Below are 22525 nucleotides of genomic sequence, written 5' to 3'. Positions count from 1 at the left end.
CCGCAATAAACTGATCCAAACACAAACCCGGTCAGAGTACTCGCCGCAAAGAACCTCGGCAGCACTCTGACCGGACTGAAATAGCCGGACTCCTTGTCCGTTATTCGCAGGCTATACCATCGTGATCGCGATCAAGTGCGGGGTGGTATCCAGGCTCCCCCGCATACAGGGGAGCTCTACCTGCGGCACGTACCGCGGCACAGTTCGGATAGACCACATTTGCATCCGGAGCAGGAGCCTGCATCTGGGCTTGCTGCCGTGCCGCCTGCTCAGCAGCCTGACGAGCTTGCTCCTGAGCCGCTTGTTCAGCTGCCTGCCGTGCCGCCTGTTCAGCAGCAGCCTGCTGAGCCGCCTGTTCCTGTTCGGCCCTTTCCCTGGCTGCCCGTTCCTCTTCGGCTTTCTTCTTTTCGGCTTTTTTCTTCTCGGCCTTCCTCTTTTCAGCCTTCTTCTTCTCCTTCTTCTTCTCGGAGTTCTTCTTATCAGCCTTCTTCTTACCGGAGTTCTTCTTACCAGACTTCTTCTTACCAGACTTCTTCTTTCCGGACTTCTTCTTTCCCGACTTCTTCTTATCAGCCTTCTTTTCGGCCTTCGCCGCTACCTGCTCCACGTTCCAGCTGTCTTCTTTATCAGAGGCAACTGCCAGATTAGTTTTGGCGCGTTCGAATTCCACGCGTGTTTCTTTAGGATCTTCCCTAGTTCCGACGTATTTGACACTCAGATCTTGGTGTCCCAGGGATTCCGTCGGTTTTGCCTCGCTGCAAGAAGCAGTACCTATAGCAAGGAGGATAGTTACAAGCACAGCTATCCACGAGGATTTCCTGCCTGATTTTGGCAACCGTTTGATTTCTTTGTTCCGCTCGGGCGGTGGTGTTGACTGCGTGCACTTCCGACTTACTGTATCGTCCTGAGCGGTCGGCAGCGTGGTTGTTTCATCATCCATGATGAGCGGAGTCCTTTCCCCTTTGTTATCCTCCTCACCTGCACAAGTCAATAACTACACTTGCGCAGTTTCGTATGCCATGATATAGCAAACGGGGAACGGCCTGGGCCAGATGCGGAACTCAAATCAGTCGAAGAACATCACTGCGCCCGCAAGTTACAGCAAGCGCACCACCGGTCCTTTACATGACCACGGACCCTTATTCGCCGGCTCTGGCCCGTTTTACAATAGTACGAATGAAGGCGGTTTTGGCTTCGGTGTAGGCGGTGCGGTGTACTTGAACTTTGAGAGTAGGTCGAGTTTGAGCGCCGCATAGTCAGCTGCCACCTTCGGATGATTTTCGAGATAGTCCCGGAAAACCAGTTCGTCCCAATCTCCAAGCCGCTTAACGTACAGACGATAGACCTTGTCGGTGAACCCGTCTTCCGTATAGCCCCTTGTTGAGGTCGATTTCGCCTTGACTGATGTCTTGGTACATGACGAACCAACCGGCGCTTTCCAATTTTTCAACGATTCGCTTCATATCCGCAGTCGGCCTTACCTGGAGGAGGTGTGGGGCAGGTCATGTTCCAGTCTCCGCTGTAGTCCCGAACGAGATTGACCGTCACAGGGTTCTCCTCATCCCCGGTGGCGATGGCACACGTCCCCTCAGCAAGGACCGTCAGTGGTTGGATCGGCTCAGAGAACTCTCATCCGAGGCTTCACGGGTGTTGACCGTCTGTACGGGGTCGGCCCTGCTGGCAGCCACAGGCTTGTTGGACGGTTGCCGAGCCGCTTCGAACGGCCTGACCTTTGACTGGGTGACCAGTGTGAGTGATCGAGTCACCTGGATTCGGGATGCTCATTGGATTGTCGATGGGAACTTCCGCACCTCATCAGGCATCTCTGCTGGTATTGATATGGCCCTCTCCTTCGTCCAGGACCTGGTAGGCTCTGATGCCGCGGACCAGGCAACCACTGAAATGGAATACATCCGCAACCGGAATTCGAATTTCGCCCCCCCCCTTCTCCCGGTCCAATACTCACTAGAACCGATACAGAAGAACCACCCTGTAGAGGATATCCCTCCCGTCAAAGGTACCGATAAAACACTGCCGACTCAGACTGAGTCAGAACAGAGCAGGCCGGTATCCGGTTCCCCGTTCGCCCGTTCCCCTAGCGAGTGGTCTGGCGAACAATCAATTCAAGGGGAAGGGTGGTGCCTACCGGAAGACCGCCCTCAAGAAGAACGAGCAGCTGATCGACCATGCGCTTGCCGATTTCCGCGAAAGGCTGGCGCATAGTGGTCAGGGGCGGCTCGGATATCTGGGCCAGGGGCTGATCATCGAATCCGATCACCTGCACATCGCCCGGCACACTCTTGCCTCGCTCCCTCAAGGCCTGCATGGCACCAACAGCCATCAGATCCGACGAGGCGAAAATCCCATCCAGGTCCGGGGCACGGTCAAGAAGACGCAGGGCGGCGTCATGCCCGCTGTCCTTGGAGTAATCGCCGTGCTCTATCCAGGCCGGCTCCCCCGTCATGTCCTTGACCACATCGCGATATCCGCGTACACGGGCCAGGGTGCCTGATGGCCCCTCAGGGCCGGCAATCATGCCTATGGAACCTGCACCACATTCAGCCAGGTACCGGGTGGCGCGGATGGCACCACGGTAGTCGTCCACATGCACATAGCTGGTGGAGTCGCTGTCGACACTCGGATACTCGGCAACGACCACCGGCATCTCCATGGCATGCAGGGAGTGAATCAGCCCCTTGCGCACGCCGAGATGCCAGGCAACGAGAAGCACCCCGTCGACGTGCCCGCCGCGCAGGTATTTCAGGTTGCGCCTGTTCTCGTTTTCATTGTCGGTCGTCATCATGATCAGCGACATGCCCTTGCGGCCCAGCTCATCGGCAATGGACCTGAGCAGGGTGGAGAAGTTCGGATCGGCAAAGAGGAGCTCCTGGGGCTCCCCGAGCAGGAAGGCCACTGAATTGGAACGTCCCGTGGCCAGGGATCGGGCCCGCTCATTGGCTACATAGTCGGTACGGTCAATGACATCCTGGATACGCTTGGCCGACTCTTCGCTGACCCAGTGCCCCCCATTGAGGAAGCGCGATACCGTCGCCCTGGAGACCCCTGCCTCCTTCGCGATATCCCTGATGGTCATCGGCTTGTCCCGCATACCCCACCTTTCCTGCACCGACCGGACGTCCCGGCAACCATGCGAAGGCCCCTCGCTCCATCCGAGCAAGGGGCCATCTTATGATACATCCCGCAAGAAAAGGTCAGTCGGCGACGGCCTTGGCTGATTCCGTGGCACGCATGACCTTGGTGTCAGAGCGCATCAGGGAGGAACCGAGCAGGATGAGCACGGCGATGACGACGGCCAGCACCAGGTAGGCGTGCTTGAAGCCCATGGAGGTGATCATCACACCCATGCCGATCGAGAAGATGGAAACACCGATCTGTTTGGCTGTGCCGAACCCGTACATATATACCGTGGCGGACATCTTCTTATCGAAGATCCTGGTGATGTACTTCATGACGGAGACCAGCATGAAGGGCATCTCCAGGGAGGCGAGCAGACGCCAGAAGATCAGCATGGGAACACTGGCGATGAAGGCGCAGCCCAGGACCCTGATGAAGAGGATGGAACCATAGATGATCAGGCCGGTCTTGGCACCGATCTTGTTGATCAGAGCGGGCATGAAGAGCATGAAGAAGGCCTCAAGCAGGATCTGCACCGACACGACCTTGGCGAAGAGGGCTTCGCCCTGGGCCAGGTTGCCCATGTTGGATTCGACGAACATCTTCGAGAAGTAGTTGGCGAACTGCTGATCGAACACGTCGTACATGGTGGCGGAACCGATAACCAGCAGGACGAGACCCCAGAAGCTGCGGTTGCGCCAGGTGTTGCGGGCGAAGTCCTCCTTGGTGATCTCCAGCTCCTCCTTGTCGCCCACTTCGGTATCGTCGATACCCTCGGCGCGCTCCATGGCGTCCTTGGGCACCTTGACCAGACTGAGGAGGACGATCAGGACGGCGCCGCAGAAGGTCATGCCCCAGAAGATGGATGAGGGGTTGGCCGAGTACATGTACCCGCCCACGAATGAGGCGCAGGCACCGGCGAGCGAACCGAAGAGTCGGGCGTGGCCGTACTCGAAGTCATAGGCGCGGGACGAACGTTCGTTGTAGGCCTCGACGATACCCACTCCGCCGTTCAGACAGAGGCTCAGATAGGCACCGGCCACGATTGCGCCGAGAATCTCGTTGAAGTGAATCAGCGGAAGGAAGACCCAGTTGAAGAGGGGCCCCACGAACAGTATGCAGATGACCACGAAGTAGAAGAGGTTCTTGCGAAGGGCCAGTTTATCCTGCAAGGGACCGAAGATGGGCTGCAGGATCAGGGCCCCGACGGCTGCAATCGTGTTCAGCATGCCGATGTGGGTGGCATTCATGCCGGCGGTATCCTGCAGCCACATGGGCAGGAACGTGGCCGACAGCTGCCAGGTGGCGAAATAGAAGAAGAACAGAAGACCGAAATTCCAGAATACTGGTCTGCGTAGTGATTTCATGATAATCTCATCTGCCTTTTGACATTGAAACGTTGATTGTTGTCCGTGGGGACGGGCCGTCGGGCCGTCCGCCTGTACATAGGGGAACTACTCGTGCGAACCGTCCGGGGGAAGAACCTCGGTGGTGGTGGGGGTCCAGCGGGACATGGCCTCGGGCTTGCCGAAAATCGGACCTTCCGCACCCCAGGAGATGGTCTTTGCGCAAGCCTGACGATTGGGCTCATAGAGCGGATCGCCCACGATCTCGGTGTAGTTGCGTACGTGGTAGACCATGACATCGGTCACGTCGTCCTCCGCCTTGGTGAAGGAGTTATGACCCGGCCCGTACATATGGGCCTCGGCGTTGGTGGTGAAGACCGGATTGGGAGACTTGCTCCAGGAGGCCGCGTCGAGCAGGTCGGCATCCAGGTCGGCGGTGAGCATGCCCATGGCATATTCGGGGCCGGTTCCGGAGGCCGAATAGGTGATGTAGATGTGATCGTCATGGGTGATGACCGCGGGTCCCTCGCAGACCTTGAAGCGGATGCACTCCCAATCGTATTCGGGCTTGGCCAGCATGACCGGGGTCGTGGCCAGGGTCCAGGGGTTCTCCATACGGGCGATGTAAAGGTTGGAATGACCGGGAATATCAAGGTCCTGCTGACCCCAGACCAGGTACTGGCTCCCGTTGAGTTCGAAACTGGTGGCGTCCAGGCTGAAGGTATCCATACCGGTCTCCACCTTGCCGCGCTCGACCCAGGTTCCCGTGGTAGGGTCCTCGGCCTCGTTTTCCAGGCAGAATATCCGATGGTTGAAGGTATCATCGGACTGCCCGTCGTTGGGGGCGGCGCCGAAGTAGATGTACCACTTGTTCTGAATCCTGTGCAGCTCCGGAGCCCAGATCAGGTGGCTCATGGGACCGGTCTCATGCTTCTTCCAGATCATGACTTCCTCGGCCTGTTGCAGGTCCTCCAATCTCGAGGCCTTGCGCAGGGCTATTCGATCGAACGCCGGGTATGAGCCGGTGAAGTAGTAAGTCCCCTTATACCGTATGACATAGGGATCCGCCCTCTGCAGGACGATGGGATTGGGTATCTCCGTCATTGGTTTCCTTTCTGCGCCTTCGCATGAATCTCTCGACCGTCCACCTTCGGACTCTGTGGCCCAACTTCACTGTGACCGGTCTCAGTCTGGAATTATATACAGTCCGAACCCGGCAGGCAAATCGGATTGATCAGGTCGCCCCCTCACACCAACCCAGGCGCAACACTCCCATGCCAATCCACGGAATCTTATATGATGACTGCGTTGTTATCGCTAACACACAAAACCATATACAATGGTCCCATATCGAACAAAGGAGTGAGTTATGGCTGGTTTGGCTGATTTTTCGTCTGAGGTGCGTGCCGAGGTCAAGCAGGTGCGCGAGCAGGTCGCCACCCTGCACGAGCAGCTGCTCAAATGGAACCTGGTCGTCTGGACCGCGGGCAACGTCTCCCAACGCCTCAGGACCGCCGACCTCATGGTCATCAAACCCTCGGGGGTGCGCTACGAATACCTCACCCCCGCCTCCATGGTCGTCACCGACCTCGAAGGCAACGTCGTCGACGGCACCGAGGCACCCTCCTCCGACACCCTCTCCCACGCCTACATCTACCGGCACATGCCCGACGTCCACGGCGTCGTCCACACCCACTCCACCTACGCCACCGCCTGGGCCGCCACCGGCCGCAGCATCCCCTGCGCCCTGACCATGATGGGCGACGAATTCGGCGGCGACGTCCCCGTCGGACCCTTCGAACTCATCGGATCCGAAGCCATCGGCAAAGGCGTCGTCGACACCCTCGCCGACCACCCCGGATGCCCCGCCGTCCTCATGCGCAACCACGGCCCCTTCACCATCGGCAAGGACGCCGAGGACGCCGTCAAGGCCGCAGCCATGACCGAAGAGGTCGCCCACACCGTATGGGCCGCCGAACAGATAGGCACCCCCATCCCCCTCGACCCCGACGACATCACCAAACTCAACAACCGATACCAGAACATCTACGGACAACACTAACCACCACGGGCCGGCCGGACCACCACCACACGGAAAACGAGTGCACCGAATCGGCGAGCTCACATCACCGGCCAGAAGCCTCACTGGTCTGAGTGGTGAGGAAATCCCAATCACCCGACTGTCCAGCCTCCTTACCGGCTGTGACGATCAGCCCGTGGTACTCCTTCATCTCAGTAAGCGTGAAATCGTCCAGGTCGATGAACTCCCCCTGGTGGCGCAGGGCCTGGTCGTAGTTCCTCCAAGACGCCAAGCCCAGAGCGCGCAGCATCCGGAGAGCGTAGGCATCCCAGATGAAGCACTTTTGCCCAAAGGCATACAGTCGGATTACATCCGCGGTTTCATTTCCGATGCCAGGCAGGGCCAGGAGTTCCTCCCTGAGATCCGGATCACGGCTGGGCATCATGTCAGGTTCGGTATAACCCCGGTTCACGAGCCAAGAGGCAAGGCCCTTGAGTGCGCGGCTCTTGGACTTCATGAACCCACTGGGTCGGACGATGCAGGCCAGCTCTTCCTCGGAAACCTGCGCCAGGGCCCCCTGGCTGAGCAGACCCGCAGCCTTGAGCCCACGCAGGGATGTATCGACATTGCGCCAGGCAGTGTGCTGGACCAGGATGGCACCTGCCATCATCTCGAAATGGGATTCCGCCGGCCACCAGTCCTGCCTTCCGAATCTCTTGAGCAGGAGCTTATACAGCTGTCTGGCGGCTGTGCGGTCCTGATTCATCGAGGAAACCATGGGCATGCCCCTTCCGAGGACTCTCACAATCCTCACTACAGCCGGTTCGGGCATAGAAGATGCCGTCGTCACCCATGTATCTTATCGATAGTCGATGGGTCGCCGAACGCCTCGGAATCGTCACGACCCCACTTCAGATGTCGAAGGCCTCCTTGGCCAGTTTGGCCACGGTGTCACCGCTGAGTTCGGCGGCATCGTTCTGGCACTGGTTGATCCTGCCGAAGAGCTTGTCGGCATCGTTGTATGAGAGAGGCTTACCGATCTCCTTGGAAAGGTCGACCAGTTCGTCGATGGTTTGCAGCTTGCTCATCCTGTCCACCAAGGTCATTTCGTCCATATCCCACTCCTTTGTATGCGGCAACACGATGCCGAAGGCTACTTCCATTTCCAGTTCTAATCACTTCAACCGCTCTTGTAAAACACCGAAACGCCTTCCCTTCGACAGGGCGAATACCTTCACCTTCTAAGTGCACCCGGCACCGGTGCCCAGAAGCAGCCATACAGTTGTGCGGATACACGCTCCCCGACCAGGGCCGGTTTGGCTCCTTGAGCGTGAAAAACGAAGGCCGAAGACCTCACGTTCAGCCTGGTTAGCAGAAGGGCCTGAAACCGGACGGTTTCCGCCCGGACAGAAAACCTGTGGATACAATGGCATTCAGCCAAGCGGGCGCCAGTCCCGAACAACCAGAGAAAGGCCAATGATGACTATTGCGAACCACGAAGGTGTTTCCGCCGCCAGTCTCGGCCTGCCGGCCACATCGGCCATCCCCGAAGCCAAGAGCCACCTGCCCGCCCAGGCCTTCATCACCAAGCCCCCGGCATCATCCAGGCTCAGGCAGCATTTCACCACAAAGGTTGATTCGATTACCATGCTCTCGCTCCTGCGCCCCGCCACAACAGGCCTGGCGGACGGAATCAGATGCCACGAGGTCCTGGTCATGGCCATCGGTCTGAAAAGTGAGGATGTACCGGTCGATGTCCTGGACCGCATCGCCTCTCTACGCTCCTCAGGAATCATCTTCGTCTGCATCCATCCCTCGGAGGGGAGGACCGCCTGCACCATGGCCCTTCGCCGCGCACTCCCGACCCGACCCGGCCATCAGCAGGAATATGCAACGCACCTGGGCCGGACCCAGACCATCGATGGGGCCAGACTCAAGGTCAGTGGATCCACCATGGACGACCTTTGGGACAGTCTCTGCGCCCAGGTAATCCTGGGAACCACTGACGGCGGGGATCTGGACCAGTGCATCGCCAAACGCGAGCGCATCACCGCCCTGCTCAACGAGGAGAGCAAACTTGCAGGAGACCATGGGCGGGCAAAATCCACCCAGGACCGCAATGCGATCTATGCCAAGCTCCACAAGGTTCGCGCCGAGCTCGAAGAACTTCAGAGCAAGTAAGCCCGGGGACATGGGAACGACAGCCGCCACCGGGTAAGGCAAGGGGGGTGTCGGATGCAGTTGCGCATCCGACACCCCCCTTCCGATTCAGGTAGGCATGAGGGACGAGACACGACCCACGACGCCGAGCCGCTCAGTCGAAATCGGTGATGACGGAACGGATGACCTCGCCCTTGACCAGCTGCTTGTAGGCCTCATCAATCTGGCTGAGCTTGATGTGCTGGCTGACGATATCGTGCATGTTCAGCCGCCCATCGACGGCCAGGTCGGCATACATGGGAATGTCGTGCTTGATATTGGTCGATCCCATCCAAACACCCTTGAATCCACGCTGATGCACCAGGAGATCAGCAGGGTTGATTTCCAGGGAAATCGTGGCATCAGGCTTGGCCAGACCAATCGGGAAGGCAGTGCCTCCGACGCCAAGCATGTCCCAGGCCTGCTTCATGGTCGATTGCAGACCGATGGCCTCGAAGGCCTCATCCACGCCGCCGTCGGTGAGTTCACGAACCTTGGCGACCGGGTCTTCGTTCTTGGAGTTGATGACATCGGTGGCGCCGAACTTCCTGGCGAATTCCAGCTTGTTGTCGAACACGTCGATGGCGATGATTCTCTTTGCACCGCAAATGCTGGCACCGGAGATGATGTTCAGACCGATGCCGCCGGTTCCGATCACAGCCACGGTATCGCCCGGGCGGACGTGAGCCGTGTTGATGGCCGCCCCGGCACCGGTGATGGTGGCACACCCGATGCAGGCGGCCTCGTCCCACTTGACCTGGTTGTTGACCACAGCCAGCTGGTTCTCGTGAATCAGGGCCTTTTCAGCAAACCCGCCAGTACCGAAGGCCTGGGTGATGGGCCGACCGTCGGGGAAGGACAGGCGGGGCTTCTCCCCCTCGCCACGCACGCACTCCTGCTGCTGGGTGCAGGACTGGGGCTGACCCTTGAGGCAGTTGGCGCAGTGTCCACAGACCTGCTCAAGGGAGGCCACCACATGGTCGCCCACCTTGATTCCGGACACTTCGGGCCCCACGGCCTCCACAACTCCAGCCACCTCGTGGCCGATGACTGCCGGGAAGGGGAAGAACTTGTCATCGTCCTCCACCAAATGAAGGTCCGAATGGCACAGGCCGGAAGCCTTCACATCCACCAGCACCTCCGCACCGATGGGGTCGTCGATGATGATCTCCTCGGGCTGAGCGAATCCCTTACCGATACCATAGGCCACCGAGGCCTTGATCTTCTGAGGCATATCGTCTCCTTAGTCAACTACTATGCGCCGGCTTCCCGTCGGCGCGAAACATGGTACATCGTGTCAGCAACGCTGCTTGTGTGCTTATTCCCGCAAGCGAACTTAACCCGCCAGCACACTCTAATTCTATCTCGCCGGCTCCGGCGGACCGTCATTACCGACCCCGGCGTTTATGGAAGACACACTCCCCCGAACACCGGGAATCGATGCATCGCCCGGTAGCGCCAACCCCATCCCGAGGGTTGCGGAAACTCAACCATCATCGGTATTTTCCGATGCATCCGTGCCATCCGATTGACCCGCGGGGCCCATCACCTACTATGGAATCATGTGCGGAAGATTCTCGGCGGCTTTTGACTATTCCCGCCTGGCAGAGCAGTACCAGGCCCAGCGGGCACCGAATCTTCCCAAGTCGTCTTGGAACATCGCACCCGGGGCGACGATTGCGATTATCGCCCAGGACAGGAACGGTATCCGCCACCTCAATCCTGCCAGGTGGGGCCTCATACCATCATGGTCCGTCAGCGACCATCTGGATTACCCGACCCACAATGCCCGGGTCGAGACGGCCCTGACCAAGCGGACCTATGCCGATGCGGCACGGTGCCAACGAGCCATCATTCCTGCAAGCGGCTATTACGAGTGGACCAAGGACCACCGGCCCTTCTATTTCCAGTCCCCCGATGAATCGCCTTTGGCCATTGCGGGGCTCTATTCCTGGTGGCGTAAGGATGAGCACTCCCCCTGGCTACTGACAGCCACCATCCTGACGACCCAGGCCGAGGGTGAGGCGGCACTCGTTCACGAGCGCATGCCCTTGCTGATTACCGAAGCAAACGCGGATGCATGGCTTGACACCGGTCTGGATGGTTCGGACGTATTCACCCAAGCCGTAGATCTGGGGCGGAAATCGTCGGCCAGGCTTGTCCAGCACCAGGTCGCCCCTCTCAAGGGCGACGGGCCTCAGTTGGCTGACGACATCTCACTCAGATTGTAAGGCGAATCCCAGCTCCTCGGCGGCTTCGGTCGGTATGGGATCAAAAGCCCAGTACTCACTCAGGTTGTCGTCCGAGGAGAGACTGCGGATCTCGGCCTGGTCTATGTAGACCTCCCCGGATAGATGGTCGGTCTCGTGTTGGAAGATACGGGCCGGCCATCCGTGCATGGTTTCCTGGTGGTTCTTGCCCGTCTCATCCTGCCAGCTGGCGGTGATGTCGAGCCAGCGGCCGCGCACGGCCTGGTACCCCTCAAGCGAAAGGCAACCTTCGTAGAAGGACGTCCTGGCATTCCCCACAGGTTCATAGGAGGGGTTGATGATGGTCATGAACGGCAGTTCGGCAATCTCCCGGGGGTCGTCTTCGTCATCGCGCAGATGGTCTTCGACCACCGCAATGGCCAGACCCAGGCCAATCTGCGGAGCTGCCAAACCCACTCCCGGGGCATTCAGCATCGTCCTATGCATGACCTCGACCAGTCGGCCCAGGGTCTTCTTGGAGAGCTGCCCGGTATAGGGTTCGGTCTTCTGACGCAACACAGGCTCCCCCATCTGGACGATAGGCAGGATTCCCCTCCTCCCGGCATCCGAGAGCAGGGCATCGACCTGATGATTGAGGGCGGTGTCGATTTTGGCGTTTCTTCCGAACATGGCGGCCTTTCCAGGATTTCAGACAGACGGGCGATTACCCGGTCCGGACTTCAGAGGGATAGCTCGTCGGCAACCACTTTGGCCAGCCGGTCGCAGACCTGATCGGCCTGTTCCTGGGTGGCGGCCTCGGCCATGACCCGGACCAGGGGCTCGGTGCCGGACGGGCGTAGAAGCACCCTACCGGTCGCGCCCAGCAGCTCCTCTTCACGTTCCACCGCCGCCTGGACCTTGGCATTGGTCCTGGCAGCGTTCTTGTCCACACCGGGCACGTTGATCAGCTGCTGAGGCAGTTGGGGGAAGTCCGCAGCCAGTTCCTTGAGGCTCCGGCCCGAGCGCACAACCTCCTTGGCCAGGGTCAGCGCGGTCAGGGTGCCGTCACCGGTGGTGGCGAACTCCCTGTTGATGACGTGGCCGGACTGCTCCCCGCCCAGGGTGTAGCCTCCACGGAGCATCTCCTCCAGCACGTACCGGTCGCCCACGCCGGTCTGTACCGTGACGATACCCATCTCTTTCAGGGCCAGTTTGAGCCCGAGGTTGCTCATGACCGTGACCACCAGGGTATCGTTGGCCAACTTGCCTTCACGCTGCTTGGCCCTGGCCAGGATGCCCATGATCTGATCCCCGTTGACCAGGGTACCGTCTTCATCGACCGCCAGGCAGCGGTCTGCATCCCCGTCGAAGGCCACACCCATGGCCGCATCCGAAGCCCGTACCATGGCCTGGAGCTGCTCGGGGTGTGTGGAGCCTGCATGCTTGTTGATGTTGTAACCGTCCGGGGAGGCATTGATGACCACCACGTCGGCGCCCGCCCTGCGCAGGGCTTCGGGGGCCACCACCGAGGTGGCACCGTTGGCGCAGTCGGCGACGATGCGCAGACCGTCCAGGGGTTTGGTCTGGGTCTTGTCGGGGTTGATGGGCGCCACCGCCTCGACCAGGTGGTCGATGTACATGTTGGTGGCCGTCACCGTGTCGTGGGAAACCCGGCCCACCCCCTCACCCGTCGGACGCTCCCAGTCCTGCCCGAGGACGGACTCGATCTCATCCTCCTTGGAATCCTGAAGTTTGAAGCCACCCCGTGCGAAGAACTTGATTCCGTTGTCGGGCATTGCATTATGGGAGGCCGATATGACCGCACCCATCTCTACGTTGAGGACACTGGTCAGGTAGGCGATGCCCGGGGTCGGAATAATACCGACGTCAATCACATCGAAGCCACCTGCCGACATACCCGCCGCCAGGGCGGAAGCCAGGAAGTCACCGGAAACCCTGGTGTCACGCCCGATGAGTGCACGCCTGCGCCCTTCCGTCTTGTCGGCGCCCTTGCCCAGGACCCGTACGGCGGCATCGCCCAGATCCAAGGCCAGCTGCGAGGTCAACGCCCTGTTGGCCAATCCGCGAACACCATCGGTTCCGAATAATCTCGGCATCTCATTCCTCCGACTCCGTATGCAGGTTTCGGGAGCCTGCACATCTCCACGCGCTAGGTTAATTATGGCCCCTACCCTGACAGGGCGGTTCCGGCCGGGCGGGTTTGCACATCACTTCCACCGGAAAGGAAAGGGCCGGCCCCCGGTACACAGGGAGCCGGCCCGAATCCTGGATTCAGTCGTTCCGCCTCAGTTGCTCGTTGTAGGAGCGAACCTTGAGGAAGCGCCGGGATGCTGCCGTGTTCTGGGCAATCATGCCGCGCAGGGCCTTGGGCGCATCCGGGTGGGAATCCAGCCAGGCATCTCCGGCCTCGACCAGGGCACGGGGGTCGGCCGAGGACGGGTAGAGGCCTCCGGCCGAGAGCGGATTGAGCAGGGTCTCCGCAATATGGAAGGTCTTGTGTTCCCAGATCCAATCCACAGCCCCGAAGAAGCGGTCCACGTAGGGATCGAAGAGGCTCTCCTGACCGGAACCGGAGAACCCGTCAGCCACCGCCCCGATCTGGGAGTTGGTCAGGTCCTGGTTATTCAGGGCCTGGTCCCATGCCCAGTCCTTGGCCTTGGCGGTAGGCAGGGCGGCACGGGCCCCCATGGCGAACTCCCGGTTCTCGGTGGTGTCGTGGCGGGAGAGTTCCTGATCGATCTCCCCATCGGCCAGGAGGTCGTGGGCGGCCAGGGCATGGATGATGACCCACCGGGTGTTGTTGTCGATTTCCAACCCTTCCAGCTTCAGATCACCACTCAGGAGGCCACGGGCCGTCTCCTCGAAATCAGGATCGTCTCCATAGCCCAGGTAGGCGCGAACCAGCTGGAACTGCTCATCCGATCCGGGCTCCGCCTTCCGAGCCAGATCCCAGAGCGACTGGGCAACAAGCTGGAGCATGGGCTGCCTGCGCCGCCCGGCCACAAAGTGATGGGCTGCGGTCGAAATCTGCGAAAGGGCATAGCGGAAGGTGGTGGACTGGTGCTCGGTTGCCAGGGCCTTGAGGCTGAGTCCAATGAAGCGCTCGGCGGGGAACTCGGCATCCCGGGTCATGTCCCAGAGGCTCAGCCAGATGACTGCCCTGGTCAGACGGTCCTGGACCCGGTAGAGGTTCTCGGACACGAAGTCCAACGATGCCTGATCCAAGCGAAGCTTGGCATAGGTCAGGTCGTCATCGTTGATCAGGATCAGGGCTGGACGCTTCCTGCCTTGGGCGGCGGTCACCTCGGTATGGCCGCCATCCACGTCCAGTTCGAACCGGTCCGTGCGGACGACCCGGCCCTGATCGTCCAGGTCATAGAACCCGACGGCCAGGTGGTGCGGACGCAGAACAGGATGGTCCTCGGGGGCCGTCTGGTCGATGGCCATGGAGGTGATGACCCCGTCAGCATCGGTCTGGACCTTGCTGATCAGGGTGGTGATGCCGGCCTCTTCCAGCCAGAGCTTGGACCAACGCCCCAGATCACGACCACTGGTCTTCTCCAGCTCTGCCAGGAGGTCATTGAGTGTGGCGTTGCCATAGGAATTGGAAACCAGGTACTGGTGAATGCCCTGGAAGAACTGGTCACGCCCCACCCAGGCCACCAGTTGCTTCAATACGGAGCCACCCTTGGCGTAGGTGATCCCATCGAAGTTGACTTCCGTATCGTGCAGGTCGTTGATGGGAGCCACCACCGGATGGGTGGTGGGCATCTGATCCTCGGTCAGGGCCCAGCTCTTCTCGCCGGAGCAGAAGGTGGCCCAATCGTCGCTCCACTCGCTGGCCTCGGCGGTGGCCAGGGTCGACATGAACTCCGCGAAGGACTCGTTCAGCCAGAGGTCATTCCACCACTTCATGGTCACCAGGTCACCGAACCACATGTGGGCCAGCTCATGCAGGACGGTCTCGACGCGGCGGTTGATTTGGGCTCCCGTGGCCTTGGATTCAAAGATATAGGAGTCGCGGAAGGTCACCAGGCCGATGTTCTCCATGGCTCCGGCGTTGTACTCCGGAACGAAGACCTGGTCGTACTTGGCCCAGGGGAAGGGCAGGTCCCAGGTCTTGGCGTAGAAGGCGAATCCCTTCTTGGTCACGTCGAAGAGGTAGTCGACGTCCTTGGCCAGGGAGTCCTTGAGGGCCTGGCGGCAGTAGAGGCCCATGGGGATGGTCCGACCGTCCTCGTTGGAGTACTCGCTGGTCCAGGAGGCATAGGGTCCGGCGGTGAAGGCGGTCAGGTAGGAGCTCATGACCGGGGTCGTTTCGAACACCCACCGACGGCAGGATTCACTCTTGCCGCCCTCCAGGGTGCCGGGGGCGGTCTCCTGGTCGAGGGCCTCCTCGCTCACGGCGGGCATGTTCGAAAGAACCTGCCAGGAGGCGGGGGCCGTCACGGTGAAGTCGAATGTGGCCTTGATGTCGGGCTGGTCGAACACCCCGTATACGCGGCGGGCATCCGGCACCTCGAACTGGCTGTACAGGTAGACGTTGCCGTCCGATGGGTCGACGCTGCGGTGGAGGCCTTCACCGGTGCGCGAGTAGACGCATAGGGCCGTGACCTTGATCTGGTTGTGCTCCTTGAGCCCGGCCAGTTCGATACGGCTGTCGCGATAGACCTGGGCGGGGTCGAGACCCTCCCCGTTGAGTTCGATCGCGCTCACTTCATCGGCAATCAGGTCAAGGAAGGTCGATTCCCCCGGCTCGGCATCGAAACCGATGGTGGCCTGGGAAAGGAAGGTCCTGGGGCCCTTGGTCAGATCCAGGGCGACCTGGTAGGTGACATTCGATACGACGGTTGCGCGTTCTTCTGCTTCCACACGCGTCAGATTGGCTCCGGGCATGGTTTCCTTTCACACATACGGTTGATGCCGACGGCCTCTCGGGACTGGCAACGGGTGCACAGACACCAGGGCCGGGTCTTGGGTACTCAGAACAAGTCTAATCAATGCCCCTGAGCAGGAAGACACCCGCCGGTTTTCCTCCGAGCACGGAACTTCGCGGCCTGCGGTACCTTAGGAACTCAACCGGGGGAATACCACGGCAGACAAAGGACTTGTCATGATAGATCGGGTAGCCGCACCCGGTCGGACGGTTTTGCAGGCGGATGGAGAGAAGGACCATGAGGGGTATCAGGGCAGCCGGCGCCTCGATCCGTACACCATGCCGCCATCACCGCCGGCTGGCGGACGAGAGCTCAGCGGGCACAGTCTCGGCCGTCGCACCCCACACCGGCGGATTCAACCTCCACCAACTCAACCTGCTCTGTCAATACTCCTATGGGGTTGCACGAGGAGACGGACTGACCCACGTCGGCAGGCATCGGTTCCTGGACCAATCACTGGGTTTCTACTGGGTGATTCGCTCCCACTACTGTGCCGGCAATGGGTTCGAGGGCATGGTGACCACACCGGACCGTCAGGGACGCCCCGACTACCGCCACCTGACCGTGGTCTTTGCCGGCACCAATCTGAGGGACGACACTTCGAGAGACATCCTCGCCGCCCTGACCACCTTTCTTGCTCCCTTTCCCCTCCCCTGGTCCCAGATCGGCGAGGCCAGGGCCATGGCCGACGATGCCTTGGGACTGGCCCGGAAACAGGTGGGAACGTCTGCCACAATCCTCTTGACCGGTCACAGCATGGGCGGCGGCCTGGCCCTGATGCAGGCAAACCGGCTCGGTATGCCGGCCCGGGCCTTCTGCGCCGTAGATCCCTGGAGGGCGATGGACCGACACCAGCGAACCCTGATCGAGACCCACCGCGCCACGGGGCTCCTGCAGGATTACCGCCTGACCAACGACCTGGTAACGGGAACGGTCAACCATATCCTGACCGGTTGCGCCGACCGGAGCGCAAGAATCATCTGGTGTGGACGGGGTGCCGGTGGATTCAACCACTGGTTGAGCCATTTCACCTACGACGCGAACGGCAACCCTGTCGCAAATCCGGCCAGGAGGGCGTGAGGTCCTGATTGCAGACGCCCAGACCGGGAAGCGAAGAAGCTCCACCCCGGCGGCGCACAGAATTGACTTCTAGAAAACCCCTATGGTATCGTCGTTTATAGAAACGTTTCGACGACGATCGTAAGAATCGACAGCGAGGTGAAGATGCCTGGCACAAAGGTTGCATAGCGATGAGGGCCCCGGTCACCCAGGACCGGCCCGATCGATCGGATACCAAACCGAACTTACGGAAACAATGCCGATTTTTGCAATCGAAACGTTTCTACTGCTGGTCGGACCAGTACGACCGGCCCGGAAAGGAAATGAGGAGAAATATGAGAATCAAGAAAGCGTTGGCGACCCTGTTGGTGGCCGCCTCGGCAGTGACTGCCCTGACCGGCTGCGGAGGCGGCGGGGAGCAGAAGGACGACAAGAAGCCCGAGAGCATCTCCTTCTGGTACTACGACAAGGACACCGCCGCCCAGACCATGGCCTGGCGTGAGGCGGCAGCCGACTTCACGAAGAAGACCGGTGTCAAGGTCAAGTTCGAGGTGAAGTCCTTCGCCCAGATCGCCCAGAACAGCAGCCAGTTCCTCAATTCCGACCAGGCCCCCGACATCATGGAGTCCAACAGGGGCAACGGCAGCGCCGGCATGCTCTCCTCCATGGGGCTCCTGACCGACCTGGGACCCTATGTCGAGAAGTACGGCTGGGATAAGAAGGTCACCGAGGCGGACGCCTCCATGGCCAAGTATGACGAGAAGGGCGTCATGGGCGGAGACACCTGGTACGGCGCCCCCAACTACGCCGAGTACCAGCGGGTCTACTACAACAAGGACATGTTCGCCAAGTACAACATCAAGGAACCCACCACCCTGGCCGAGTTCGAAGACGCCTGCCAGAAGTTCAAGGATGCCGGAGTGACCCCGATTGCCGCCGACGCAGGCGAGTTCGGAGTGCTGTGGCTCTGGTGGCAGCTGGTTTCGACCAAGGCCGACAAGGGCTTCATCCAGGACTGGCAGATGTACAAGCACGAGGTGAACTGGAAGGACGAGTCCCTGACCTACGCCACCAAGACCCTGAATGACTGGCTCGACAAGGGCTACATCTCCCGCAACGCCACCGGCCTCAAGGCCGAGGACACCACAACCTCCTTCATCAAGGGCGAGTACCCGATATACCAGACCGGCACCTGGAACCAGGGGCGTTTCGTGGATCAGATCAAGGGATTCGAATGGGATGCCTCCATCCTCCCGGGATCCAAGTTCGCCCAGGGATGCACCGGCAACCTCCTGACCATCCCCGAGAAGAGCAAGAACAAGGATCTGGCGGCCCAGTTGATTGACATGGTCCTCTCCAAGAAGGAACAGAACGGCATTGCCAAGCACGGCGGAATTCCGCTGGCCGCAGACAACGACAGCATCGACAACCCCAAGAACAAGGCCATGGCCGAGGAGTACGCCAAGTTCTCCAAGGAGAATGCACTCTCCTACTACCCCGACTACCCCGCCTCCAACCTGACCGACGCCATCCCCGCGGCCCTCCAGGAACTGGTGAACGGAACCAAGACCCCCGACCAGGCCCTGGAAGCCATCAAGGATGCCTACACCTCGGGCGTCAAGGACATGGACGTCAAGGACTAGTTCAAGCAATCCAATCACCTTCAAATCCGGACGGTGCCTTCCAGACCGGAAGCACCGTCCGTCTTTCCAGTATCAACTAGCTTCAAAGAGGAGTTCGGAGGCTGCCATGTCTCAAAGCGGTAGCAGTAAACGGTCCACAGCGTCAAGGCTGCCGGGCAACAAATCAACCAGGTTCATCCCCTATCTGATTCCGGGGATCCTCTCCCTGGCTGTCATCATCATCGTTCCCTTCGTCTGGAACATCTATCTCAGCTTCACCCGTTGGCGCGGGGTCGGACCGGTCCGTTTCGTAGGCCTGAAGAACTGGCAGAGGCTCGTCGCCGATGCAACCTTCTGGAAGTCCTTCATCAACTCCTTCTGGATCATCGTGGCGATCGTCATCATCCCCACCATCCTGGGACTTCTGATCTCGTCCGTCCTGACGGATGTGATTCAGAAGAAGTTCAACTCCGGAACAGCCTCCTTCATCCGGGCCCTGTACTACCTGCCCCAGCTCCTGCCCGTGGCTGTGGCCTCCATCATCATGGGATGGATCTTCCGTCCGGACGATGGCGCCTTCAACGCCCTCCTCGAGAGCATCGGGCTCGGTGGTCTCCAGCACAATTGGCTGGGCGATCCCGGCAGCGCCCTGCCGGTGCTCATGTTCATCCTGATCTGGATACAGCTGGGCTACCCCATCGTCATCTTCATGTCGGGCCTGCAGCGCGTCGATCCCGAGCTCTATGAGGCAGCCAGCCTGGACGGGGCCAACTGGTGGCAGAAGTTCAGGGTCGTGACCCTCCCCTCCATCATTCCGGAACTCCTGGTGGTCATCCTCACTGCCACCATCGGTGCTCTGAAGACCTTCGGCCCGGTCTATCTGCTTACCAAGGGCGGACCAGGCACGAGCACCATCGTGCCCTCCTACTACTCATACAACCAGTTCTTCCAGCTTCACCAAGTGGGCTACGGAGCCGCGATCTCCACAGCACTGACCTTGGTAATCATCGTCTTCTCCGTCGTGTTCACCCTGGTGCAGGGGCGCGTCGAAAAGAACATGGCCTAGGGAAGGGGACACACAATGACAGAGGCAAACATACAGATGTCAGAGCAGAACGGCGCCGCATGCCCGAGCAGGCAGTCCGGCAGGAAGAGCAAGCACATCCGCAGCTGGGGCAACTGGGTGGCACTGGTCCTCCTGGTCCTGGGTGCCGTGATCATGCTCTTCCCCCTCCTCATTTTGGCCATGAACGCCTTCAAGACCATCGGGGACTACAACGCCACGGGACCGCTCTCGCTTCCCGCCCACCCGACCATGAACGGAATCACCTCCTTCTGGGTCAGCAGCAACTTCCCCATGAAGTTCGTCAACAGCCTGATAATCTCGTTGGTTGTGGCCGTGCTTGGCGTCGTGCTCTCCGTGCTGAACTCCTTCGCACTGGGTATCGGGCGGGTCAAGGGCAACAGGTGGATCATCCTCTTGATCATGCTGGCCAATATGCTCCCCCAGGAGTCCCTGCTCTACCCCCTCTACACCATCTTCAAGGAGGCGGGACTCTACAACACCCAGCTCGCCATCATCATCATTTTCACGGTGATTCAGAGCGCCTACGGCACCTATCTGCTGTCGGCAGTGTACGGCACCTTCCCCCAGGCCATCCTTGAGGCGGCCTCCATCGACGGCGCCACCCGCTGGCAGGTGTTGAGCAGGATCGTCCTGCCCATCTCCTGGCCGACCATCAGCGTACTCTTCGTCTTCTTCTTCGTATGGACCTGGAACGAGTACATGATTCCCATGGCCTTCCTCATGGACGACTCGGTGCAGACCATCCCCCTGGCCCTGGCCACCATCCAGGGGCAGCACACCATGGATGCCACCGCCCTGGCAGCGGCCTCCCTGCTCAGCATCATCCCCACCATCATCTTCTATGTGATCTTCCAGCGGAAGCTGAACCAGGGAATCGTGGCAGGCGCGGTCAAGTAGACAGAGCGTCAGTCCGCACCCTCCCGGCAACATCAAGGCCCCGGCCGCTTCAACGAGCGGCCGGGGCCTTGATCATTCGCGCAGAAGGCCGTCAGGCCAATCCGCCAGACGAAACGTCAGTCCTGCTTCTCTACATCGGTGGCCACGTCGGCCACGACCGGGACAATCATGGGCCGGCGATGCAGCTTCCTGGAGATCCACCCGCCCAGGGTGCGACGCATGAGCTGCTGCAGTTGGTAGGTGCCCGTGGTGCCATTGGCCATGGCATCCTCAAGCTGGTCGACCACCTGCGCGTTGATGGCCTTGAACTCGCTCTCGTCCTCGGCGACTGCATTCAGGTAGACCTTGGGGCCTGAAACGACCTTGCCGGTCTCGCTGTCGACCACGGCGAAGGCCGAGACGAATCCCTCGGTGCCCAGGATGCGGCGCTGCTCCAGCTCCTCATCGGTCAGCTCGCCCACGGAATCACCATCCACGTAGACATATCCGCAGGGCACGGATCCGACTACGGCGGCCTTGCCATGGTAGAGGTCGACCACGTCGCCGTCCTCGGCCAGGACGACGTTCTGGGGGTCCACACCGGTCTTGACGGCAATCAGACCGTTGGCCACCAGGTGGCGGTTCTCACCGTGGATGGGCATGGCGCACTTGGGCTGCACGATGTTGTAGAAGTGCAGGAGCTCGCCCTCGTCGGAGTGACCGGAAACGTGGATGGCCGCATTGTCGCGGTTGACCACCTTGGCCCCCATACGCACCAGCTTGTTGATGACCTTATAGACCCCGTGCTCGTTGCCGGGAATCAGGGAGCTGGCCAGGATGACCGTATCGAACTCGTTGATGGTGATGTCACGGTGGGTCCCATCGGCGATACGGCCCAGGGCCGCCATGGGCTCGCCCTGGGAACCCGTGCACATGTAAACGATCTTCTCGTCCGGGATGTCATGCGCATCCTTGAGGTCCACCACCGTGTCCTCGGGCAGATGGAGGTATCCGAGGTCGGAGGCGATCGACATGTTACGCACCATGGAGCGTCCGGCGAATACCACCTTGCGTCCATACTTGTGGGCGGTGTCCACCACCTGCTGCACCCGGTGCACGTGGCTGGAGAAGGAAGCCACGACGATCTTGCGCTGAGCCTCGGCAAAGGCCTTGTCGAGGGCCGGGGAGATGGAGATCTCCGGCTTGACGTATCCAGGTACCTCCGCATTGGTGGAGTCAGCCATGAGCAGGTCCACACCGGACTCACCCAGCTTGCCGAACTCACGCAGATCGGTCAGTCGGTGGTCAAGGGGCAGCGGATCGATCTTCATATCGCCGGTGTCGATGATATGACCGGCGGGGGTCCGTACGGAGACGGCCAAGGCATCGGGGATGGAGTGGGTCACGGACACGAACTCCAGGTTGAAGGGGCCGACTTTGAGCTTGTCGCGTCCCTTGACCTCCACCTCGGTGGGCTTGAGGTGGTGCTCCTCACACTTGGCGTCAACGAAGCCCAGGGTCAGCTTGGAACCAATCAGAGGGATGTCCGGACGCATCTTGAGCAGGTAGGGCACACCACCGATGTGGTCTTCATGCCCGTGGGTCAGAACCAGGGCATCGATCTGGTCCAGCTTGTCCTTGATATAGCTGAAGTCGGGCAGAATCAGGTCCACACCCGGCTGCTCCTCTTCGGGGAAGAGGACACCGCAGTCAATGAGCAGAATGTGTCCGTTGTACTCGATCACATTCATGTTGCGGCCGATTTCGCCCAGACCACCCAGTGGAACGATCCGCATGGATCCCTTGCGATACTTGGGAGGCGCCACCAGACGCTGCTCTACCTGGGTCCCCTTTCCTCGCTGCATGGAACCGTTGCGGCGACCGCGGGATTCACCACGCGACCTGCCGTTCCCCTTCTTGCCTGCGCCTGCGGACCGGTTGCGGCCCTTGGAGGCGGATTGCCTGTTCCTGCTCTTGCTTGTTGTCTTCTCTTCTTGCGTTTTTCTAGCCATTCTCACTTGTGTTTCCATTATC

The 22525-nt window shown here is 60.3% G+C and carries 19 protein-coding genes and 1 pseudogene; 8 read left to right on the top strand and 12 right to left on the bottom strand.

From position 1 onward, the window contains the following. Nucleotides 1–100: 100 nt before the first annotated feature. A complete protein-coding gene (locus tag H3V08_RS01205; protein WP_198181338.1) occupies nt 101–940 on the bottom strand; it encodes an excalibur calcium-binding domain-containing protein in 840 nt (279 codons plus the stop codon). Nucleotides 941–1162: 222 nt separating this feature from the next. Next, complete coding sequence (locus tag H3V08_RS07625; RefSeq protein WP_198181337.1) at nt 1163–1450, bottom strand: GrpB family protein; 288 nt, start codon at nt 1448–1450, stop codon at nt 1163–1165. Here H3V08_RS07625 and H3V08_RS07620 point away from each other — a divergent pair. Continuing rightward, nucleotides 1405–1800: pseudogene (locus H3V08_RS07620) on the top strand (DJ-1/PfpI family protein); the annotation flags it as partial. The gene H3V08_RS07625 and the pseudogene H3V08_RS07620 overlap by 46 nt on opposite strands. 295 nt (nt 1801–2095) lie before the next feature. Here the strand turns inward: H3V08_RS07620 and H3V08_RS01190 are convergent. The 3 genes from H3V08_RS01190 to H3V08_RS01180 form a co-directional block, all read right to left on the bottom strand. Beyond that, nucleotides 2096–3109: a LacI family DNA-binding transcriptional regulator gene (locus tag H3V08_RS01190; RefSeq protein ID WP_198181336.1), complete on the bottom strand. Its 1014-nt coding sequence runs from the start codon at nt 3107–3109 to the stop codon at nt 2096–2098. Between the two features lie 103 nt (nt 3110–3212). Then, a complete protein-coding gene (locus tag H3V08_RS01185) occupies nt 3213–4502 on the bottom strand; it encodes an oligosaccharide MFS transporter (RefSeq protein ID WP_198181335.1) in 1290 nt (429 codons plus the stop codon). Between the two features lie 87 nt (nt 4503–4589). Continuing rightward, nucleotides 4590–5585 (bottom strand): glycoside hydrolase family 43 protein, encoded by a 996-nt coding sequence (locus H3V08_RS01180; RefSeq protein ID WP_198181334.1) that lies wholly within the window; start codon nt 5583–5585, stop codon nt 4590–4592. A gap of 265 nt (nt 5586–5850) precedes the next feature. On the opposite strand from H3V08_RS01180, the gene H3V08_RS01175 reads away from it, so the two are divergent. Beyond that, nucleotides 5851–6543, top strand: coding sequence for an L-ribulose-5-phosphate 4-epimerase (locus H3V08_RS01175; protein ID WP_045921936.1), 693 nt, complete (start codon nt 5851–5853; stop codon nt 6541–6543). 64 nt (nt 6544–6607) lie between these two features. On the opposite strand, the gene H3V08_RS01170 is transcribed toward H3V08_RS01175, so the two are convergent. Both H3V08_RS01170 and H3V08_RS01165 read right to left on the bottom strand, forming a co-directional pair. Continuing rightward, on the bottom strand, nt 6608–7279 hold the full coding sequence (locus H3V08_RS01170) for an endonuclease III domain-containing protein (RefSeq protein ID WP_232340042.1): 672 nt from the start codon (nt 7277–7279) through the stop codon (nt 6608–6610). Between the two features lie 133 nt (nt 7280–7412). Then, the gene (locus tag H3V08_RS01165) at nt 7413–7616 is read right to left on the bottom strand and encodes a hypothetical protein (RefSeq protein WP_033498764.1); all 204 of its coding nucleotides are present in this window, start codon (nt 7614–7616) and stop codon (nt 7413–7415) included. A 361-nt stretch (nt 7617–7977) separates the two neighbouring features. Between H3V08_RS01165 and H3V08_RS01160 the strand changes: the two genes are divergently transcribed. Then, complete coding sequence (locus H3V08_RS01160; protein ID WP_198181333.1) at nt 7978–8682, top strand: DUF4391 domain-containing protein; 705 nt, start codon at nt 7978–7980, stop codon at nt 8680–8682. 133 nt (nt 8683–8815) lie between these two features. Here H3V08_RS01160 and H3V08_RS01155 read toward each other — a convergent pair whose 3' ends face one another. Beyond that, the gene (locus H3V08_RS01155) at nt 8816–9934 is read right to left on the bottom strand and encodes a zinc-binding dehydrogenase (RefSeq protein ID WP_051875599.1); all 1119 of its coding nucleotides are present in this window, start codon (nt 9932–9934) and stop codon (nt 8816–8818) included. Between the two features lie 328 nt (nt 9935–10262). Here H3V08_RS01155 and H3V08_RS01150 point away from each other — a divergent pair, with 328 nt between their 5' ends. Further along, the gene (locus H3V08_RS01150; RefSeq protein WP_198181332.1) at nt 10263–10931 is read left to right on the top strand and encodes an SOS response-associated peptidase; all 669 of its coding nucleotides are present in this window, start codon (nt 10263–10265) and stop codon (nt 10929–10931) included. On the opposite strand, the gene H3V08_RS01145 is transcribed toward H3V08_RS01150, so the two are convergent. The 3 genes from H3V08_RS01145 to pepN all read right to left on the bottom strand — a co-directional run bounded on the left by H3V08_RS01145 (nt 10917) and on the right by pepN (nt 15806). Continuing rightward, nucleotides 10917–11579, bottom strand: coding sequence for a peptide deformylase (locus H3V08_RS01145; protein ID WP_198181331.1), 663 nt, complete (start codon nt 11577–11579; stop codon nt 10917–10919). The genes H3V08_RS01150 and H3V08_RS01145 overlap by 15 nt on opposite strands. A 50-nt stretch (nt 11580–11629) precedes the next feature. Further along, the gene (gene glmM / locus H3V08_RS01140; RefSeq protein ID WP_198181330.1) at nt 11630–13006 is read right to left on the bottom strand and encodes a phosphoglucosamine mutase; all 1377 of its coding nucleotides are present in this window, start codon (nt 13004–13006) and stop codon (nt 11630–11632) included. Between the two features lie 175 nt (nt 13007–13181). Next, nucleotides 13182–15806, bottom strand: a complete 2625-nt coding sequence (gene pepN / locus H3V08_RS01135) for an aminopeptidase N (RefSeq protein WP_198181329.1) — start codon at nt 15804–15806, stop codon at nt 13182–13184. 278 nt (nt 15807–16084) lie between these two features. Here pepN and H3V08_RS01130 point away from each other — a divergent pair, with 278 nt between their 5' ends. From H3V08_RS01130 to H3V08_RS01115, 4 genes are all read left to right on the top strand, one after another. Beyond that, the gene (locus tag H3V08_RS01130; protein WP_198181328.1) at nt 16085–16927 is read left to right on the top strand and encodes a hypothetical protein; all 843 of its coding nucleotides are present in this window, start codon (nt 16085–16087) and stop codon (nt 16925–16927) included. A 314-nt stretch (nt 16928–17241) separates the two neighbouring features. Further along, entirely contained in the window at nt 17242–18549 is a 1308-nt protein-coding gene (locus tag H3V08_RS01125; RefSeq protein ID WP_198181327.1) for an ABC transporter substrate-binding protein, read from the top strand. Nucleotides 18550–18655: 106 nt separating this feature from the next. After that, nucleotides 18656–19594 carry a carbohydrate ABC transporter permease gene (locus H3V08_RS01120; RefSeq protein WP_033491592.1) on the top strand — a complete coding sequence of 313 codons (939 nt, stop codon included), beginning with the start codon at nt 18656–18658 and terminating at the stop codon, nt 19592–19594. Between the two features lie 36 nt (nt 19595–19630). Then, nucleotides 19631–20512, top strand: coding sequence for a carbohydrate ABC transporter permease (locus H3V08_RS01115; protein ID WP_198182060.1), 882 nt, complete (start codon nt 19631–19633; stop codon nt 20510–20512). A gap of 116 nt (nt 20513–20628) precedes the next feature. On the opposite strand, the gene H3V08_RS01110 is transcribed toward H3V08_RS01115, so the two are convergent. Continuing rightward, nucleotides 20629–22503 carry a ribonuclease J gene (locus H3V08_RS01110; RefSeq protein WP_033498659.1) on the bottom strand — a complete coding sequence of 625 codons (1875 nt, stop codon included), beginning with the start codon at nt 22501–22503 and terminating at the stop codon, nt 20629–20631. Nucleotides 22504–22525: the final 22 nt, after the last annotated feature.

It is taken from the genome of Bifidobacterium sp. M0307, from assembly GCF_016100445.1.
GTDB lineage: Bacteria > Actinomycetota > Actinomycetes > Actinomycetales > Bifidobacteriaceae > Bombiscardovia > Bombiscardovia coryneformis.
The sequence above is the reverse complement of the archived record's forward strand: the minus strand, read 5'-3'. Positions and strand labels throughout refer to the sequence as shown.

Excerpts from the sequence above, each read along its gene's own strand:
- H3V08_RS01170 (WP_232340042.1), bottom strand. The coding sequence starts at position 7,279 with ATGGTTTCCTCGATGAATCAGGACCGCACAGCCGCCAGACAGCTGTAT.
- H3V08_RS01120 (WP_033491592.1), top strand. The coding sequence starts at position 18,656 with ATGTCTCAAAGCGGTAGCAGTAAACGGTCCACAGCGTCAAGGCTGCCG.
- H3V08_RS01180 (WP_198181334.1), bottom strand. The coding sequence starts at position 5,585 with ATGACGGAGATACCCAATCCCATCGTCCTGCAGAGGGCGGATCCCTAT.
- H3V08_RS01125 (WP_198181327.1), top strand. The coding sequence starts at position 17,242 with ATGAGAATCAAGAAAGCGTTGGCGACCCTGTTGGTGGCCGCCTCGGCA.
- H3V08_RS01150 (WP_198181332.1), top strand. The coding sequence starts at position 10,263 with ATGTGCGGAAGATTCTCGGCGGCTTTTGACTATTCCCGCCTGGCAGAG.
- H3V08_RS01145 (WP_198181331.1), bottom strand. The coding sequence starts at position 11,579 with ATGTTCGGAAGAAACGCCAAAATCGACACCGCCCTCAATCATCAGGTC.
- H3V08_RS01185 (WP_198181335.1), bottom strand. The coding sequence starts at position 4,502 with ATGAAATCACTACGCAGACCAGTATTCTGGAATTTCGGTCTTCTGTTC.
- H3V08_RS01160 (WP_198181333.1), top strand. The coding sequence starts at position 7,978 with ATGATGACTATTGCGAACCACGAAGGTGTTTCCGCCGCCAGTCTCGGC.
- H3V08_RS01115 (WP_198182060.1), top strand. The coding sequence starts at position 19,631 with ATGTCAGAGCAGAACGGCGCCGCATGCCCGAGCAGGCAGTCCGGCAGG.
- H3V08_RS01205 (WP_198181338.1), bottom strand. The coding sequence starts at position 940 with ATGGATGATGAAACAACCACGCTGCCGACCGCTCAGGACGATACAGTA.
- H3V08_RS01165 (WP_033498764.1), bottom strand. The coding sequence starts at position 7,616 with ATGGACGAAATGACCTTGGTGGACAGGATGAGCAAGCTGCAAACCATC.
- H3V08_RS01175 (WP_045921936.1), top strand. The coding sequence starts at position 5,851 with ATGGCTGGTTTGGCTGATTTTTCGTCTGAGGTGCGTGCCGAGGTCAAG.
- H3V08_RS01110 (WP_033498659.1), bottom strand. The coding sequence starts at position 22,503 with ATGGCTAGAAAAACGCAAGAAGAGAAGACAACAAGCAAGAGCAGGAAC.
- pepN (WP_198181329.1), bottom strand. The coding sequence starts at position 15,806 with ATGCCCGGAGCCAATCTGACGCGTGTGGAAGCAGAAGAACGCGCAACC.
- H3V08_RS01190 (WP_198181336.1), bottom strand. The coding sequence starts at position 3,109 with ATGCGGGACAAGCCGATGACCATCAGGGATATCGCGAAGGAGGCAGGG.
- H3V08_RS01130 (WP_198181328.1), top strand. The coding sequence starts at position 16,085 with ATGAGGGGTATCAGGGCAGCCGGCGCCTCGATCCGTACACCATGCCGC.
- H3V08_RS01155 (WP_051875599.1), bottom strand. The coding sequence starts at position 9,934 with ATGCCTCAGAAGATCAAGGCCTCGGTGGCCTATGGTATCGGTAAGGGA.
- glmM (WP_198181330.1), bottom strand. The coding sequence starts at position 13,006 with ATGCCGAGATTATTCGGAACCGATGGTGTTCGCGGATTGGCCAACAGG.